Origin of the sequence: Curtobacterium flaccumfaciens (genome assembly GCF_004361695.1) — a bacterium.
Taxonomy (GTDB): domain Bacteria; phylum Actinomycetota; class Actinomycetes; order Actinomycetales; family Microbacteriaceae; genus Curtobacterium; species Curtobacterium flaccumfaciens_B.
Genome location: NZ_SNVW01000005.1, coordinates 201,163 through 216,655, shown reverse-complemented (window position 1 = coordinate 216,655; position 15,493 = coordinate 201,163). Strand labels below are relative to the sequence as shown.

19 protein-coding genes are annotated in these 15,493 nt (G+C 66.9%); 11 read left to right on the top strand and 8 right to left on the bottom strand.

All coding sequences use genetic code 11. The features are described from left to right. Positions 1-19 precede the first annotated feature (19 nt). From EDF64_RS09775 to EDF64_RS09760, 4 genes are all read right to left on the bottom strand, one after another. Positions 20-706 (bottom strand): cation diffusion facilitator family transporter, encoded by a 687-nt coding sequence (locus EDF64_RS09775; RefSeq protein ID WP_133519784.1) that lies wholly within the window; start codon positions 704-706, stop codon positions 20-22. Further along, a complete protein-coding gene (cmtR, locus tag EDF64_RS09770; protein WP_133519783.1) occupies positions 703-1,056 on the bottom strand; it encodes a Cd(II)/Pb(II)-sensing metalloregulatory transcriptional regulator CmtR in 354 nt (117 codons plus the stop codon). The genes EDF64_RS09775 and cmtR overlap by 4 nt, the downstream gene beginning before the upstream one ends. 97 nt (positions 1,057-1,153) lie before the next feature. Then, a complete protein-coding gene (locus tag EDF64_RS09765) occupies positions 1,154-1,759 on the bottom strand; it encodes a DUF305 domain-containing protein (protein ID WP_133519782.1) in 606 nt (201 codons plus the stop codon). A gap of 111 nt (positions 1,760-1,870) precedes the next feature. Next, positions 1,871-2,422 (bottom strand): hypothetical protein, encoded by a 552-nt coding sequence (locus EDF64_RS09760; RefSeq protein WP_133519781.1) that lies wholly within the window; start codon positions 2,420-2,422, stop codon positions 1,871-1,873. A 109-nt stretch (positions 2,423-2,531) separates the two neighbouring features. Here EDF64_RS09760 and EDF64_RS09755 point away from each other — a divergent pair, with 109 nt between their 5' ends. The 8 genes from EDF64_RS09755 to eno all read left to right on the top strand — a co-directional run bounded on the left by EDF64_RS09755 (position 2,532) and on the right by eno (position 8,131). Then, positions 2,532-3,017 carry a DUF4396 domain-containing protein gene (locus EDF64_RS09755; RefSeq protein ID WP_208108877.1) on the top strand — a complete coding sequence of 162 codons (486 nt, stop codon included), beginning with the start codon at positions 2,532-2,534 and terminating at the stop codon, positions 3,015-3,017. A 432-nt stretch (positions 3,018-3,449) separates the two neighbouring features. Continuing rightward, on the top strand, positions 3,450-3,677 hold the full coding sequence (locus tag EDF64_RS09750; protein WP_133519780.1) for a hypothetical protein: 228 nt from the start codon (positions 3,450-3,452) through the stop codon (positions 3,675-3,677). Between the two features lie 347 nt (positions 3,678-4,024). Next, complete coding sequence (locus tag EDF64_RS09745) at positions 4,025-4,531, top strand: universal stress protein (RefSeq protein WP_060915497.1); 507 nt, start codon at positions 4,025-4,027, stop codon at positions 4,529-4,531. After that, positions 4,528-5,271, top strand: coding sequence for a 2,3-bisphosphoglycerate-dependent phosphoglycerate mutase (locus EDF64_RS09740; protein ID WP_055960826.1), 744 nt, complete (start codon positions 4,528-4,530; stop codon positions 5,269-5,271). The genes EDF64_RS09745 and EDF64_RS09740 overlap by 4 nt, the downstream gene beginning before the upstream one ends. Further along, the gene (locus EDF64_RS09735) at positions 5,268-5,771 is read left to right on the top strand and encodes a fluoride efflux transporter FluC (RefSeq protein ID WP_228506157.1); all 504 of its coding nucleotides are present in this window, start codon (positions 5,268-5,270) and stop codon (positions 5,769-5,771) included. Before EDF64_RS09740 ends, EDF64_RS09735 begins: the two co-directional genes overlap by 4 nt. Then, positions 5,768-6,139 carry a fluoride efflux transporter FluC gene (locus tag EDF64_RS09730; protein WP_055960823.1) on the top strand — a complete coding sequence of 124 codons (372 nt, stop codon included), beginning with the start codon at positions 5,768-5,770 and terminating at the stop codon, positions 6,137-6,139. The genes EDF64_RS09735 and EDF64_RS09730 overlap by 4 nt, the downstream gene beginning before the upstream one ends. Before the next feature lie 26 nt (positions 6,140-6,165). After that, positions 6,166-6,651: an inorganic diphosphatase gene (locus EDF64_RS09725; RefSeq protein WP_055960822.1), complete on the top strand. Its 486-nt coding sequence runs from the start codon at positions 6,166-6,168 to the stop codon at positions 6,649-6,651. A gap of 145 nt (positions 6,652-6,796) precedes the next feature. Then, entirely contained in the window at positions 6,797-8,131 is a 1,335-nt protein-coding gene (eno, locus tag EDF64_RS09720) for a phosphopyruvate hydratase (protein WP_083393829.1), read from the top strand. Here the strand turns inward: eno and EDF64_RS09715 are convergent. Then, positions 8,116-9,048, bottom strand: a complete 933-nt coding sequence (locus EDF64_RS09715; protein ID WP_347813183.1) for a LysR family transcriptional regulator — start codon at positions 9,046-9,048, stop codon at positions 8,116-8,118. The two genes, eno and EDF64_RS09715, sit on opposite strands and share 16 nt — an antisense overlap. Before the next feature lie 165 nt (positions 9,049-9,213). Here EDF64_RS09715 and EDF64_RS09710 point away from each other — a divergent pair, with 165 nt between their 5' ends. The 3 genes from EDF64_RS09710 (at position 9,214) to EDF64_RS09695 (ending at position 11,990) form a co-directional block, all read left to right on the top strand. Beyond that, positions 9,214-10,278, top strand: a complete 1,065-nt coding sequence (locus EDF64_RS09710) for a TDT family transporter (protein WP_243736325.1) — start codon at positions 9,214-9,216, stop codon at positions 10,276-10,278. A 339-nt stretch (positions 10,279-10,617) separates the two neighbouring features. Further along, positions 10,618-11,181 (top strand): Mu transposase C-terminal domain-containing protein, encoded by a 564-nt coding sequence (locus tag EDF64_RS18600; RefSeq protein WP_279512730.1) that lies wholly within the window; start codon positions 10,618-10,620, stop codon positions 11,179-11,181. Next, on the top strand, positions 11,178-11,990 hold the full coding sequence (locus EDF64_RS09695) for an AAA family ATPase (RefSeq protein ID WP_055960810.1): 813 nt from the start codon (positions 11,178-11,180) through the stop codon (positions 11,988-11,990). Before EDF64_RS18600 ends, EDF64_RS09695 begins: the two co-directional genes overlap by 4 nt. A gap of 484 nt (positions 11,991-12,474) precedes the next feature. Here EDF64_RS09695 and EDF64_RS09690 read toward each other — a convergent pair whose 3' ends face one another. From EDF64_RS09690 to rplI, 3 genes are all read right to left on the bottom strand, one after another. Next, positions 12,475-12,789 carry a hypothetical protein gene (locus EDF64_RS09690; protein ID WP_092091768.1) on the bottom strand — a complete coding sequence of 105 codons (315 nt, stop codon included), beginning with the start codon at positions 12,787-12,789 and terminating at the stop codon, positions 12,475-12,477. 306 nt (positions 12,790-13,095) lie between these two features. Continuing rightward, entirely contained in the window at positions 13,096-14,463 is a 1,368-nt protein-coding gene (gene dnaB / locus EDF64_RS09685) for a replicative DNA helicase (protein ID WP_133519779.1), read from the bottom strand. 572 nt (positions 14,464-15,035) lie between these two features. After that, complete coding sequence (rplI, locus tag EDF64_RS09680; protein ID WP_071291677.1) at positions 15,036-15,488, bottom strand: 50S ribosomal protein L9; 453 nt, start codon at positions 15,486-15,488, stop codon at positions 15,036-15,038. Positions 15,489-15,493: the final 5 nt, after the last annotated feature.

Genomic DNA, 15,493 nt, shown 5'->3' with positions numbered 1-15,493 from the left:
CCGTTGGTCGCAGGCGGTGTCAGCAGCAGTGGTCGTGGTCGTCGTGGTGTTCGCGTTCCCCGGTGAGGACCGAGGCGGGAACGGCGCACGCTTCCCCGCGCCACGCTTCCAGGCCTTCCCGGACCGCGAAGACGACGATCACGAGACCGGCGACAGCGTCTGCCCAGGCCCATCCGAACAGGGTGTTCAGCAGCAGGCCGATCAGGACCGCGGCGGAGAGGTAGGAGCAGATCAGGGTCTGCTTCGAGTCTGCGACGGCGGACGCGGATCCGAGTTCCTTGCCGGTGCGGCGCTCGAACAGGCTCAGCCCGGGCATCACCAGCAGCGAGACTGCTGTCAGGATGATGCCGACCGTAGAGTGCTCCGGGGAGCGGAGACCGGTCAGGCTCAGGATGGCGTCGATGGTGACGTAGAGCGCGAGACCGAAGAAGGACACCGCGATCACCTTCAACGCAACCCGTTCCCGCGCCTCCGGGTCCGGGCCGGCGAACTGCCACGCGACGGCTGCGGCGGAGAGGACCTCGACGATCGAGTCCAGACCGAACCCAATGAGCGCCGTCGACGACGACACCGTGCCGGCGGCGATCGCGATGATCGCTTCGATGACGTTGTAGGTGATCGTCGCGGCGACGAGCCACCGGATGCGCCGCTGCAGGATGCGCTTCCGATCCGGTTGCAGCGTCCCGACGGCGGTCGTGGCGGTCATGCGGAGACCTCGCAGCTCATCTCGACCACGCAGTCGTCATCAACGCAGTCGACACCGTCATCGACGGCGAGAACGACGTCGAGCAGGGCGTGCAAGGCCGCCCCAATGTTCGGGTCAGCGATCTCGTACCGGGTTGACCGTCCCTCCGGTACTGCGACGACGATGCCGCACCCACGCAGACACGTCAGATGATTCGACACGTTCGACCGCGTGAGGCCCAGCGTCTCCGCAAGCCTTCCCGGGTACCCCGGCCCATCCAGGAGTTCGAGCAGGATGCGGGATCGGGTCCGGTCCGCCATCGCCCGACCGAGCCGGTTCATGACGTCAACGCGGGAAGCACTGGTCAGCATGTGATGACCATACAGTGCGTACTGTCCCATTGGTAGGGGCGGGGCCAGTCGCGGGCCGCGGCAGTGAGGGGGGGCATCACCGCGGCCCACGCCGGGGTCACATCGACGCGAGCATGTCCTTCATCTGGCTGATCTGCTCGGTCTGGCTCGACACGATCGACTTCGCCAGGGCGATCGCGTCGGTGTTCTTGCCCTTGTCAACTTCGGTCTTGGCCATGTCGACGGCGCTGGTGTGGTGTTCGACCATCTGCTCGAGGTAGAGCTTCCCGGCGTCCGCGGCGGAGGCCTTGTCGAGGGCGTCCATGTCGGAGTCGGACATCATCCCGCTCGACATCGAGGAGTGATCCATCCCAGACATGCTCGAGGTCGCGGTGGGTTCACCCCAGGTTTTCAGCCAACCGGTCATCATCTTGATTTCCGGTGCCTGCTCGGCCTTGATCTGGTTGGCGAGGGTGACGACATCGGCGTCAACGTCGGAGCCCTTGTCGAGGAGCATGTCGCTCATCTCGATCGCCTGCTGGTGATGCGGCAGCATCCCCTGCGTGAACATCACGTCCTGGTCGTTGTGTGCCGACGCCGCCGACGTTGACGACGAGGACGAGGAGCTGTCGGAAGATCCGGTGCTGTTGGTGGAGCAGCCGGCGAGGGTGAGACCGATGGTGAGTGCCGCGGCGGCGGCGAGGGTACGCGTGGTGGTGTGCATGAGGTGATCCGTTCCCGTGGATGCGTCAGGTGATCCAGGCAGGCGTGTGCCTACCCGGGGTTTCCGGGCATGCGGGAACCTCCCGAGGTGGGTGGATCCCGCGGGAACGAATCAGATGCGAATGATCTGCAGCGCCGTCAGTGACGGCGGTTTCGGTGGGGCGACACGACGCGCCACCCGGTCAACGAGCGCGAGTAGCCGCGCCAGGACGTAGAGGACTCCGCCGCTTCGGGCGCGCAGCAGCACCCACGCGAATAGGGCGATCGTCAGCGCGCACGCCATCCCCATCAGCGAACACATCAGTGCGCACAGCCCTCCGTCACAGCCGGCATCGCTGAGGACCGTCATGACGGCGCTGGCGGGTGCGGCGGCGTGCTCAGCGTGGCCGGTGGGCGCGCCGTGGGGACGCTCGGCACTCATGGCGCTTGACGCTGCGGTCATCGCGTGCTCGGAGCCGGTGGTGTGGCCGAGCATGCTGTGCATCAGCACCGTGAAGCCGACCAGCAGCAGCAACGCCAACGTCGCCGTGACCTGCAGCAGCAGGCGGCGACGCGGAGCGTTGGTGGTGAGGAGCATGCGGCTTTCGGTGATCTGGCTGGCCAGGGTGCGGGACTCATGGTGCGACAGCGGACCGAGCGGAAGCAACCAGCGGAACGGACTCACGGCGACACGGATCGGCTTGGGAACACATCAGAGCGATCAGCGTTAGGCGTCTAGGGTACCCCCCGGGGGTACCAGAACGAAACGTTGACAACAACCGGTGAGGAGCACCATGAACGCGCACGAGCACCACAACATGGCCGAGCACAGCGGCAGCCACGGGACGACAACCTGGTCGATGGCCGCGCAAGCGACGCTGCACTGCCTCAGCGGCTGCGCGATCGGTGAGGTGCTTGGCATGGTCATTGGCACCGCCACCGGCTTGCACAACACCGGGACGATCATCCTGTCGATCGTGCTCGCGTTCATCTTCGGCTACGCACTCACGATGCGCGGCGTCATCCGATCAGGACTGACGTTCTCCGCCGCGTTCAAGGTCGCTCTCGCCGCCGACACTGTGTCGATCGCCGTGATGGAGATCATCGACAACACCGTCATCGTCGCTGTCCCCGGCGCCATGGACGCGCAGCTAAGCGACTGGCTGTTCTGGGGCTCGCTCGCGTTCTCCCTCGTCATCGCCTTCATCGTGACGACCCCCGTCAACAGGTGGATGATCAGCCGCGGGCTCGGGCACGCGGTCGTTCACGGCCACCACTGAAGAACCTCCGACCAACGGCGGCGAGCTGGCGACGCGTGAAGAGCGCCAACCTTGCTTCTTGCCGAATGTCCGCCAGCTGTGTCAGAATCGTCCTGCGTCCATAGTGCGCGCCTACAGCCGGTCCTCTGGATCGGCTTTTTTCATGCCTGGCTGCTCCACTACTGTGAGACTGCTCGGCACGCGTCTGCCCGGAATCTCGCGGGTGTCGCATCCGTTCTGTACGCTGACACTCAAGACACCACGATTCTGTCTCCGGCCGGCCCTCTCAGGACCGGCCTTTTTCACGCCCTGATCTGAACCGGGCATCTGCAGGAAGCGATCGGCGCCCCTGCCATCCGCCGCCGCGCCCCTCATTGCGCGTCGGCGCTCTCATGCCCCCACCCGACGACGGGTGGGTTCTGGCCGCATCTGGCCAATCCCGAAGGAGGCATCATGCCCATCACCGACACGGTGGACATGCTGATGGCCTCCGGTGGTACCGCTGCCCTGACTGGCGTCATCGCCGTCGTTGGTGGCGTGCTCAGTGTCGTCTTGCCCAAGCAGGTCGTCGTACTGATCCAGCACGTCATCGATGTCATCGACGACCGCACGCTGGCCAAGGATCCCGAGCGTGCTCGCATCGTCGCAGAACTGCGTCGAGCACGCCGCGGGCAGAAGTAACCGCCGGTTCAAAAAGCCGTCCCTCATTCGGCCAGGAGAACTCTGTCTATCGGACGTGCCACAAACCTCCGATTCCGCTAAAACCGGCGATCCGCACGGTGAGCTGCCGTTCAGAACCGCCTGTCTCGTAGCTGTGGGCAGCTTCGCTCCGTGTCGTCGGAATCGCTTCCTTCGGTGTCGGGACGTCGCGGGTGCGCGAGACGGCCCGCGTGACTTGGGGTTCGGGTGCATAATGGTGGTGTCTTCGGACCCGGTAGTGGGGCTTGCCGGACCCAACCTCGACAGTTGTCGACAACAGTCCCTATCTCAGCTGGTCGCGCTTCTGCGCGCCTGAGGTAGGGAGTGTCATGACAGCACCAATCGGTTCCGGACCGGTCGTCGTCGGCGTCCTGCCCGGCCTCGCTCCGGGGGTCATCGAGGTTGCGTCGTCTATCGCGCGGCGCTTCGGTACGACGCTGGTGTGCGTCAGCGTGGATGCATCGCTCTTCGATGCCGGTACGCGCTCGGACGGGTCGGTGATGGTGGAACCGATCGACCCTGACACCGCTGACACGACACCGCAGGGCTTGTCGGACAGTGACAAGGCGGCAGTACGTGCTGCCGCAACGACCTACGGCGTCGACGTCACGTTCGTCCCGGGTGTCGGGGATCCGAGCCGGGCACTGTCGCAAGTGGCCGAAGACCGCGACGCGGCGATGCTGGTCGTCGGGGCCAGGACGGGAGCGGGTCGAATCGCGGAGTTCTTCACGGGGTCGGTCGCGGTACGGCTGACCCATCAGCAGCACCGTTCAGTGCTCGTAGTGCCCGTTGATCCGGTCGGGTTCGATGCCCCACTGCCGTGGGACACCCCGTGACCGGCCAGCTTGTTCTGCTCCGCCACGGACAGAGCACTGCGAACGCTGCCGGTACCTTCACCGGCTTGCGAGACGTCGCGCTGACCGAACAGGGCAGCGCCGAAGCGAATCGGGCTGGGTTGCTACTTCTGCATGCCGGCATCCGACCGGACCTCGTGCTCACGTCGACGCTCGAGCGGGCGCTCCACACGGCGGAGCTCGTCACCGACGTCCTCGGACGTGATGCGCCGATCGAGTCGACGTGGCGGTTGAACGAGCGGAACTACGGCGCCCTCACCGGCATGTCCAAGCAGAATGCGCAAGCGGCGTTGGGGGCGGAGCAGTTCTTCGCTGTTCGTCGGACCCGCACGGGACGGCCACCACGCATGTCGATCCGCGCGTGGCTGGCGCTCCGGCGGACGCCGGCGCTTCGTGGACTGCCGTGGGCGGCACTTCGTCGAACCGAAACACTCTCCGACGTCATCCGCCGGGTCCAACCCGTCCTGTCGCACAGCATCACCCCGGCACTCCGCGACGGGCAGACAGTGCTCGTCGTCGCGCACGGCAACTCACTGCGGGCACTGTGTGCCTGCATGGACGGCCTAACTGACGGTGAGCTCGCGGACCTGAACCTCCCCACGGGCGAACCCCTGATCTACCGGTTCGACGGCGACGGTGGGTTCTGTCCGCGGGGTGGGGAGTACCTGCATCCGGCAGCACGAGCAGCAGCGGCAGCGGTCGCTGCGGAAGGTGGAACATGACCTCCCGAACGGACACGCACCTGCCCGATGGGCAGCTCCCGCCCGACCCAGACATCGACGCCAACGACCCGGAACGTATCGACCGGCCAGTGCATCTGCGGTGGCGGTACCTCGGTGTCGTCGCACTCGGCGGCGCCATCGGTACCGCCGCACGCGACGGACTCAGCACCGCGTTCCCCGCTCAGCAGGAGGTGTCCTGGGCGATCTTCTGGATCAACATCGCCGGCGCGCTCCTACTGGGTGTGCTGCTGGAACACCTCGCGCATCGCGGACCTGACGAGGGTCGCCGCCGGACACTGCGCCTGCTTCTGGGAACCGGTGTCCTCGGCGGGTTCACCACCTACAGCACCCTCGCGACCAGCACCGCGGTGTTGTTCCTCGCTGGCCGCGGGTTGGCCGGCACCGGGTACGCGCTCCTGACGGTCCTCGCCGGCGCGATCGCCACCGGTAGCGGCCTCGCGATCGCGGGTTTGGTCCGACCGAACGGGGCCACATCATGAGCGCCCTGGCCTTCCTCAGCGTCGCGGTCGCTGGCGGTGTCGGCGCGGCCGCACGGTTCTTCGTGGATGGTGCGATCAACCGGGGTCGGCAGTTCCGGCTCCCGGTCGGGACGCTGACGATCAACATCACCGGCTCGTTCCTGCTGGGCTTGATCACCGGCGCCGCCGGTCACCTCGGCGCCACCCCCGTCGCGGTGCTCGGAACAGGGCTCATGGGTGGCTACACCACGTTCAGCACCGCCAGCTTCGAGACCGTCCGCCTCGCACGCACTGGCCGCACCACCGCGGCTGCCGTGAACGGGCTCGGGATGCTCGTCGTCTCCGTCGCCGCAGCCGCCGGGGGCGTCACCCTCGGCACCCTCACTTGACCATCCGACTGGGAGACGAACAGCTCATGCACTTCGACATCACGATCGAGATCCCCCGCGGCAGCGGCAACAAGTACGAGGTCGACCACGCCACCGGACGGATCCGCCTGGACCGGGCGGTGTTCACCAGCATGGTGTTCCCGCAGGACTACGGCTCGATCGACGACACTCTCGGCGATGACGGCGACCCCCTCGACGCGCTCGTGCTGCTGCCCCGGCCCACGTTCCCCGGCGTCGTCATCGACGTCCGCCCGGTCGGGATGCTCCGCATGGTCGACGAGAACGGCGGCGATGACAAGATCCTCACCGTCCCCGCCGGAGACGTCCGCTTCGACCACGTCCAGGACATCTCCGACGTCGCCGAGCCGGTCCTGGCGGAGATCGAGCACTTCTTCGCCCACTACAAGGAGATCGAGCACGGCAAGCACGTCACCACCAACGGGTGGGCGAACCGTGTCGACGCCGAAGCCATCATCCGCGCCGCACAGGAACGGTTCACCCCGCACCCCTGACCGGCACCCGCGCACCCGACACCATCCAGTGCGCGCCCTGAACCGCCGTGGGGAGGCAACTGGCGCCCAGTGATCGCCAGGAGGTCGTCCCTCCGCCTCCCCGCGGCCCACACCCGCACGACCAACCCGAAAGGCGACAACCGCCGTGAACGACTACATCAGCAACGTCCACCACACCACCCACCATCAGGGCGAGTACGTGACCCACACCAGCCGCCCCGTCACCATCAGCAGCCTGCACGGCTCCCGGATCCTCGACTCCCGCGGCTACCCGACGATCCAGGTGCGTCTCGAGCTCGAGGACGGCACCGTCGTCACCGGTGACGCCCCCGCAGGCGCATCCACTGGCGCGCATGAGGCTGTCGAGCTTCGCGACGGCGGCAGCAGCTACGGCGGCCGCGACGTGAGCCAGGCACTGCACCTCATCACGACGGACGTCGCACCGATGATCACCGGCCAGTCGTGGACCTCGATCGGGCAGGCCGACGCCGCCCTCGCTGCCCTCGACGGCACCCCGAACCACCGCCGGCTCGGCGCGAACAGTGTCGTCGCGACCTCGATCGCGATGGCACGCGCTCTCGCCGCCGCAGCGGAGCTGCCGCTCTGGCGTTGGATCGCAGACGTCACCGGCAGCACGCCCCGCCTGCCCGTCCCGCACTTCAACGTGCTCAACGGCGGAGCGCACGCAGCGAACGCGCTCGACTTCCAGGAGTTCATGATCGCCCCGGTGAACGCCGAGACCATGACCGACGCGGTTCGGATCGGATCGGACGTCTACCACGCGCTGGCGGCACTGGTCCGGGAACGGTTCGGCAGTCTCGGTCTCGGGGACGAAGGCGGCTTCGCCCCGTCGATCGCCGCGCCCGAGGAGGCCCTCGACCTCCTCGTCGCCGCGATCAGTGCCGCCGGTTACGAGCCCGGCGTGGACACCGTCGCGATCGCACTCGACCCGGCGGCGAACGAGTTCGCGCTCGGTGACGGTAGCTACCGGGTCGTGGACCGCCGGCTCGACCGCGCAGGCATGGTCGACTACTACCGCGACCTCATCAGCCGGTATCCGATCCGGAGCATCGAAGACGGCTTCTCCGAAGATGACCACGGCGGCTGGAAGGCGATGTCGTTCGCGCTCGGCGACATGCTCCAGATCGTCGGCGATGATCTCTACGTCACCGATCCGCAGCGCATCCGCGACGGTGGGAAGGACGGGCTCTCGAACGCGGCGCTCATCAAGCCGAACCAGATCGGCACCGTCTCCCAGACCCTCGACGCGATCGGCGTCGCACGCTCGCTCGGGATGCGGAGCATGGTGTCGCACCGGTCCGGCGAGACCACCGACACGTTCATCGCGGACCTCGTCGTCGGCACCGGAACCGGACAGATCAAGTCCGGCGCACCCGCCCGCGGAGAACGCGTCGCCAAGTACAACCGGCTCACCGAGATCGCGGAGAACAATCCGGAGCTGCCCTACGGGCTGCGCTGACCCCGACCGGTCACCTCGTGGGCGACGCGCAGGAAAGCAGAACCAGCTGGCTGAGGCTCTCCCGACCAGATCGCCCGCAACGGCCGGGCAAGTGGCGGCCCAGCGAGCGGGACCCGCACCAGCGACCCGTCGTTGATGTCGGCGGCGACCGTGCGAAGGCTCATCACCGCCGGTGCAATTCCAGCCTGCGCGTTCGCCCGGATGATGCTCGTGGTCTCCAGCACCGCGGCCGGAACCGACATGCTCAAACCGGCCTCCCTGAGCCATGCGGCGAGGGTCGCGCGAGTTCCGGAACCTTCTTCCCGCAGGAGCAGAGCCGTCGCCGCCAGGACCTCCGCAGTGATCCCGGTCGACCGAGCCCAGGGATGTTCCGGCGCAACGACGACCGCGAGCTCATCGTCCGCGATCACCTGCGCGGACACACCTGCCGCCGTCACCGGGGTCTCCGTGAACCCGAGGTTCGCGCCACCCGACTGCACGAGGTCCGTCACCGCGGCGGAGTTGCCCGCGATCAGGCGCACCCGCACGTCGGGTTCGCGGCGGCGGAATTCGAGCAGCCAGCCCGGCAGCAGCAGCTCCGCGATCGTCTGTGACGCTGCGACGACGAGCGAACCCGTGGGAGTCCGCAGCGCAGCCACTCCTGCTTCGAGGTGGCGAGACGCGTCGAGGACCGGTCCGGCCAGCCCGACGACGAGCCTGCCGGTCTCGGTCATCACCGACCCCGTGGTCGAGCGGTGCACCAACAAGTGACCGACCATGCGCTCGGCGACCCGGATCCGAGCAGACACTGCCTGTTGCGTGACGCCGAGCGCTCCAGCGGCAGCGGAGAGGGAGCCGGTCTCGGCGACGCGTGCGAGCACGTCGAGTGTGTCGAGGTCGAGGGTTCGGTCCGTGAGTCGCCGTAGTGCCACAATCATTGATTGTGCCCTGCCAAGAGGTTCCGGGTACCGCCAGAGGCAGGATTCGCGCAGGCTTGGCCCATGACAACGCTCCGCACGGACCCTGCACCCGCGAACGGTAGCCAGCTGCCCCAACGGCCGCAGACGGCGTTGTTCCGTGACCTGGAGCGGCCAGGCCTGATCGTGTCGAATCTCACACCGAACTGGTTCGCGTCGATCATGGGCACGGGGATCGTCGCTGTCGCAGCTGCGTCACTGCCGCTGCAGTTCCCCGGGCTGCGCCTCGCGGCGACGGTCGTGTGGGCGATCGCCGCGGTGCTCCTCGTCGCCCTCACGACCGCGACGGTGCTGCACTGGATCCGCTACCGGAGCACTGCAGCCGGGCACCAGCTCAACCCGGTGATCTCGCACTTCTACGGCGCACCACCGATGGCGTTCCTCACCGTCGGCGCCGGGACACTCCTGCTCGGCAAGGACTGGGTCGGCCTGCCCGCCGCCGTCACCATCGACTGGGTCCTGTGGACCATCGGCACCATCGGAGGACTGCTCACGGCAGTGCTCGTGCCGTACCTGGCGTTCACCCGCCACGAGAACAAGCCCGACTCCGCGTTCGGCGGCTGGCTGATGCCGATCGTCCCGCCGATGGTGTCCGCCTCCACCGGTGCGCTCCTGCTGCCGTACGCCCCCGCCGGGCAGGCGCGGGAGACGCTGCTGTGGTCCTGCTACGGCTTCTTCGGCCTCAGCCTCATCACGTCGCTGGTCGTGATCACGCTGATCTGGAACCGTCTCGCGCAGCACAAGGTCGGGGCCGCCGGCATGGTCCCGACTCTGTGGATCGTCCTCGGGCCGGTCGGACAGTCGATCACCGCGGTGAACCTCCTCGCATCGAACGCCCCCACCGTTGTCGATGCGAGTACCGCGCATGCCCTGCTGGTCGTGGCGCTGGTGTACGGGTTCGCGATGCTCGGCTTCGCGCTGCTGTGGACCGTCATCGCCCTCGCGATCACCATCCGCACTGCCCGCGAACACTTGCCGTTCAGCCTGACTTGGTGGTCCTTCACGTTCCCCGTCGGGACCTGCGTCACCGGCCTGAACGGGCTCGCCCTGCACTCAGGCCTGACCGTCGTTGCCGTCCTCGCCGGCATCTACTACGCCGGCCTCGTCGCCGCATGGATCACCGTTGCCCTTCGCACCTTTCACGGATCCGTCATCCGTGGCACCCTGCTGGCACCGCCACAGCCGGCATGAGTACCCCCGAGGAACTCGCTGACGTTCGATCGCTGAACGGTCTCGCGGAGACGTGGCGGACCGCGCCCGACGGCAGCCGACGGTTCGTCCCGAGCTTCGACCCACGATCCGGCGGCAGATTCAGCCGTGTCCTGGTCCTGATGCAGTCGCCTGGCCCCCAGACCATCGCCGCAGCGCACGCAGCGATCTGCAGCGAGGACAACCCGGGCCCGACCGCGGCCGCGTTCCGAGCAGCCCGTATCGAGTCCGGACTCGCACGCGGCGAGTACGTCCGCTGGAACCTTGTCCCATGGGAACTGCCCGACCGCGTGCGACTCGAGGACATCGACGAGGGGCGGCATGCCCTCGCCACACTGCTCGCGGCCCTCCCCGCTCTCACTGCGATCGTCACGTACGGGGCCGTTGCCCTCGACGGCGTCATGCGACACTTCACCCTGGACGAGCACCCCCGACTCCTTCCGGTCATCGCAGCACCACATCCGTCTCCCGCCAACGGCCGCCACCGATCGGAACAACACCTCCGTTCCGTGCAAGCACTCCGGCTCGCCGCGCGAGCGCGGCAGACGTAACAAATACGAAGGGCTCCGCTACACCGCAACCACTCTCGCACCCTTCGTGGGCAGCACCGTCAGCGTCCGGTACGACCCCCGCGACGTCACCGAGATCCGTGTCTTTCACCGCGACGCGTTCCTGTGCACCGCGATCAGTACCGCGCATCAGACCGAGACCATCAGTCTCAAGCAGATCCAGGCCGCCCGGAACGCGCAACGAAGAGCCCTGCGCGGGCAGATCCGCGAACGCATCGCGATCGTCCGCCCCACACCCGATGATCACACCCCACCAGCACCCGCACCGGCACCGGATCAACCGCGACTGATGACCTACGAGGAGGACCGGTCATGACGAGCCAGTTCATCATCACGAAGGAACACCGTCGGTTCGCGGAGTTCGCCGACGCCGTCCGGAAGCAGAACACCATCGGCGTCTGCTTCGGCCCCGCTGGCGTCGGCAAGACCCTCTCCGCACGCCGCTACGCCCACTGGGACAGCATCGGCCCGTTCATCGCCAGATGGGCCGCACGCAGCGAAGACGACACGAAGATCTACGCCGCCGCCCACCGAGCCCGCACCGTCTTCTACACGCCCGAGGTCTCCGCCACGATGCGCGCCCTGCAGGACGACCTCCGGCACGACATGCTCCGCACCGAACGCTGCATCGAGGAACACCTCCTGCTCCAGGGTCGCCACTTCGACCACGCACACGGCCCCAACCCGTCCCTGCTCGAGCTGATCATCATCGACGAGTCCGAACGCCTCACCGGCAACGCGATCGAGTGGCTCCGCGACCAGTACGACCGCACCGGCATAGCGATGATCCTCATCGGCATGCCCGGCATCGAGAAGCAGTTCAGCCACTACCCGCAGCTCTACAGCCGCCTCGGTTTCGCCCACCAGTACCGTCCGCTCGGCCACGACGAGCTGCTCTTCGTCCTCGAACGTCAATGGCGCAAGCTCGGCAAGACGCTCGACCCCGACGACTTCACCGACGCGCAAGCCATCGCCGCCGTCGAACGCATCACCCGCGGCAACTTCCGGCTCCTTGAGCGCCTCCTCCCTCAGATCCAACGCGTCCTGAAGATCAACGAGCTCGACGTCATCACCAACGACGTCGTCGAGGCCGCCCGCAGCACCCTCGTCATCGGCACCACCTGACCCGACACCGATCGCAGCGAAAACGACGACACAGAGCGAGGCTGCTCACACGTAGCGAAACTCAGTTCCGAAATCTGCGTCCGCTCCGACCCCTATTTGGTCGAGTTTCGCTACATCCTTCACACGGGTCACGTCTTCCGATAGGCGCGTGCGTCCGCACTGATCAGGACACGTCGCCGGGCGATCCGGCGGTGGCAGGTCAGCTACGGGACAAGCGAAGCTACCCACACCGGGAGATATCGTCAGCACGGTGAGCGCCGCATCATTACCCCCGGGAGCACTGGCCTCGTGACGGCTTGAACCTCTCCTAACGTGAGCGAAGGCCCGGCCGTCGGTGCCGCTTGCCGCACCGACCGAATCTGACGTGCTCGAGGTGATCTTGAACACCGCACTCGGCACCTTTCCGCTCTGCGCCGGCACCTGGTTGTTGGCCCTTCGCACTCCCGAACGCGAAGCGCGGCCGGTAGGGGACCTCGGGGGCGAGTCAGCCGAGATCAACGTCCGTATACCCAGACGGGATGCTCATTTCCGCCTTTGAGTAAGGCGAGTAGGGCGTGTACGGCGTGTACGGCGTGTAGGGGGTGTAAGGGGTGTAGTACGACGGTGGAGTCGTCCTCTTCAGAAGTCGGTCTCCAACGAGCGTGCCGAGGTAGTTCATCGCCGCGACTCCGCAGACGTCGTCGTTGTCCCACGCCAGCCAGCCGAGCCACTCTGCTTCAGGGCTCCACAAATGAATGTCGGACTCGCTCGTCCGGAAGGCGATCCAGCGACCGTGCGAGTCAAAGTAGTAGAGCGTCATCTGGTTCTCCCTCAGGGCTGACTAGCAGTGCGGACAAACTAGCCGCGACCCCCGACGTCGACGTCACCCCGATCGCAGGCGCCCGACTCGAGTCGCCCTGGTCTGAGGCGTACCTCTGTCGCACCTTGGTCGTCCGAGACCTTTGGCACTGCACGCAGGCACACGAACTCCGAGCGGCGAACGAAGGTCTTGCTGACTCGCCGTCGAGGTAGCCCGTCCGTACTGCCAAACATCGTGTCCACGTCCGTATTTCAGACACGTTAAGTGGCAGTCGGACAAGTTAGCTGGCGGACGACAACAACACCGCTACTGCGGCATGTCAACGAACCGCGAGAACATCCCGTGGAACGCCACCGTGATGGTGTCCGTCGGCCCGTTGCGGTGCTTCGCCACGATGAGGTCCGCCTCGCCCTGCCGCGGGTTGTCCTTCTCGTACGCCGACTCGCGGTGGAGCAGGATCACCATGTCGGCGTCCTGCTCGATCGAGCCGGATTCACGGAGGTCGGAGATCTGCGGCTTCTTGTCGGCACGCTGTTCCGGACCACGGTTCAGCTGCGAGAGCGCGACCACGGGGACCTGGAGCTCCTTCGCCATGAGCTTCAGCGCACGCGAGAACTCCGAGACCTCCTGCTGGCGGCTCTCGACCTTCTTGCCCGAGGTCATCAGCTGCAGGTAGTCGATGACGACCATGCGGAGGTTGTGCTGCTGCTTGAGGCGACGGCACTTCGCGCGGATCTCGACGAGCGTCATGTTGGGGGAGTCGTCGATGAAGAACGGGGCGTCGTTGATGCGCCCGCGTGTCTGCGCGATGGTCGTCCAGTCGCGGGAGTCGACGGTGCCCTTGCGCATGTTCTGCAGCGGCACGCTCGACTCGGCGGAGAGCAGACGCATCGCGATCTCGGCGCGGCCCATCTCGAGCGAGAAGAACGCGGCGGTCTCGTTGTGCTTGATGGCTGCCGCGCGGCACAGGTCGAGTGCGAGGGTCGACTTCCCGAGGGCGGGGCGGGCGGCGATGATGATGAGCTGCCCGGGGTGGAAGCCGTTGGTGAGGCCGTCGAGCTGCGCGAACCCGGTCGGCACGCCGGTCATCTGGCCGTCGCGGCCCTTGGCGGCCTCGATCTCGTCGAGGGCGGCCGAGATCGCCTCGGTCAGGGGCACGTAGTCCTCGGTCTGCACGCCGCCGGCGACGTTGTAGACCTCGGCCTGGGCGCTGTTGACGAGGTCGGTGACCTCACCCTCGGACGCGTAACCCATCTGCACGATGCGGGTGCCGGCGTCGACGAGGCGGCGGAGCACGGCCTTCTCGGCGACGATCGCGGCGTAGTAGCCGGCGTTCGCCGCGGTGGGCACCATGCTCGTGACGCTGTGCAGGTACTCGGCGCCACCGGCGCGGGAGAGCAGACCGGTCTTCGTCAGCTCGTCGGTGACGGCGATGACGTCGGTGGGCTCGCCGTGCGAGTAGAGCGACAGGATCGCGTCGAAGATGACCTCGTGCTTCGGGATGTAGAAGTCCACGCCGCGGGCGGTCTCGATGACGTCGGCGACGGCGTCCTTCGACAGGAGCATGCCGCCGATGGTCGACTGCTCGGCCAGGAGGTCGTGCGGCGGAGTGCGCTCCATGCCACCGCGCTCCGCGTAGTCCTGCGGTGCGGTGTCCAGATGCGCGATCGACACACGTACTCCTCTTGTTGAACGGAACGGACCGAACGGGACGACCCGACCGTGCCATTTCTACCCCGGGCGACCGACATCGCCGAGTCGCTGGGCCAAGCTACGGGGACAGAGTTATCCCCAGCAAACGGCCCTGTGGATAACTCTGTGGAGAGTCTGCGGAACACGCCGGACTGCTGTGTGGACAACTGTGGATGGGCGTGTGGACAACCTCGGTGGGGAACACACTTTCGACCGCTTGACCTGGGCTTTTTCGACTCACACCATGTGTGGAGAACTGGGGTTCAAGTACCCGTTGAAGGTTCCGATTTGACAGCGTTGCCCTGTGTAAAAAGAGTTGACAAACCCGAACCTGAGGAGAACTTTCCCAAGCCGCTCCCAGCAAGCGGGACCGTGTCTGAGTGGTAACCGGTCAGCCCAGCGCAAGCCGCGCCTCCAGGCCCGGAACGACCGCGCGACGTGCACCGCACCCCGCGCGCCCAAGCCGGAACAAGACGCGACGCCGACCTCCCGAACGCCACAACGGGCGGGCCCCCGAAGGAGACCCGCCCGTCGTGAGCGGTGGTGCTGCCGGACTACTTGGCAGCGACGACCTGGAGCGAGATCACAGCAGTGATGTCCTCGCGCAGACGCACGGTGGCCTCGTGGTCACCGACGGTCTTGATGGTCGCGGGGACCTCGACCTTGCGCTTGTCGAGCGAGCCGACGCCCTGCGCCTGGACGGCGTCAGCGACGTCGCCCGGACGGACGGAGCCGAACAGACGACCGTCCTTGCCGGCCTTGACGGTCAGCTTGATGGTCGCGTTCTCGAGCTTCATCTTGAGGTCCTGGGCCTCTTCGATGGTGGCGAGCTCGCGCGCGGCACGAGCTGCACGGATCGACTCGACCTGCTTCTCGCCGCCCTTCGACCACGAGACAGCGAAGCCCTGCGGGATCAGGTAGTTGCGGGCGTAGCCGTTCTTGACGTCGACGACGTCACCGGCGGAACCGAGGCCGGAGACCTCGTGGGTGAGGATGAGCTTGGACATGGTGA

Excerpts from the sequence above, each read along its gene's own strand:
- EDF64_RS18600 (WP_279512730.1), top strand. The coding sequence starts at position 10,618 with ATGCCCTCGCCACACTGCTCGCGGCCCTCCCCGCTCTCACTGCGATCG.
- EDF64_RS09730 (WP_055960823.1), top strand. The coding sequence starts at position 5,768 with ATGAGCGCCCTGGCCTTCCTCAGCGTCGCGGTCGCTGGCGGTGTCGGC.
- EDF64_RS09695 (WP_055960810.1), top strand. The coding sequence starts at position 11,178 with ATGACGAGCCAGTTCATCATCACGAAGGAACACCGTCGGTTCGCGGAG.
- EDF64_RS09725 (WP_055960822.1), top strand. The coding sequence starts at position 6,166 with ATGCACTTCGACATCACGATCGAGATCCCCCGCGGCAGCGGCAACAAG.
- EDF64_RS09745 (WP_060915497.1), top strand. The coding sequence starts at position 4,025 with ATGACAGCACCAATCGGTTCCGGACCGGTCGTCGTCGGCGTCCTGCCC.
- EDF64_RS09775 (WP_133519784.1), bottom strand. The coding sequence starts at position 706 with ATGACCGCCACGACCGCCGTCGGGACGCTGCAACCGGATCGGAAGCGC.
- cmtR (WP_133519783.1), bottom strand. The coding sequence starts at position 1,056 with ATGCTGACCAGTGCTTCCCGCGTTGACGTCATGAACCGGCTCGGTCGG.
- EDF64_RS09690 (WP_092091768.1), bottom strand. The coding sequence starts at position 12,789 with ATGACGCTCTACTACTTTGACTCGCACGGTCGCTGGATCGCCTTCCGG.
- rplI (WP_071291677.1), bottom strand. The coding sequence starts at position 15,488 with ATGTCCAAGCTCATCCTCACCCACGAGGTCTCCGGCCTCGGTTCCGCC.
- EDF64_RS09765 (WP_133519782.1), bottom strand. The coding sequence starts at position 1,759 with ATGCACACCACCACGCGTACCCTCGCCGCCGCCGCGGCACTCACCATC.
- EDF64_RS09735 (WP_228506157.1), top strand. The coding sequence starts at position 5,268 with ATGACCTCCCGAACGGACACGCACCTGCCCGATGGGCAGCTCCCGCCC.
- EDF64_RS09750 (WP_133519780.1), top strand. The coding sequence starts at position 3,450 with ATGCCCATCACCGACACGGTGGACATGCTGATGGCCTCCGGTGGTACC.
- EDF64_RS09715 (WP_347813183.1), bottom strand. The coding sequence starts at position 9,048 with ATGATTGTGGCACTACGGCGACTCACGGACCGAACCCTCGACCTCGAC.
- EDF64_RS09755 (WP_208108877.1), top strand. The coding sequence starts at position 2,532 with ATGAACGCGCACGAGCACCACAACATGGCCGAGCACAGCGGCAGCCAC.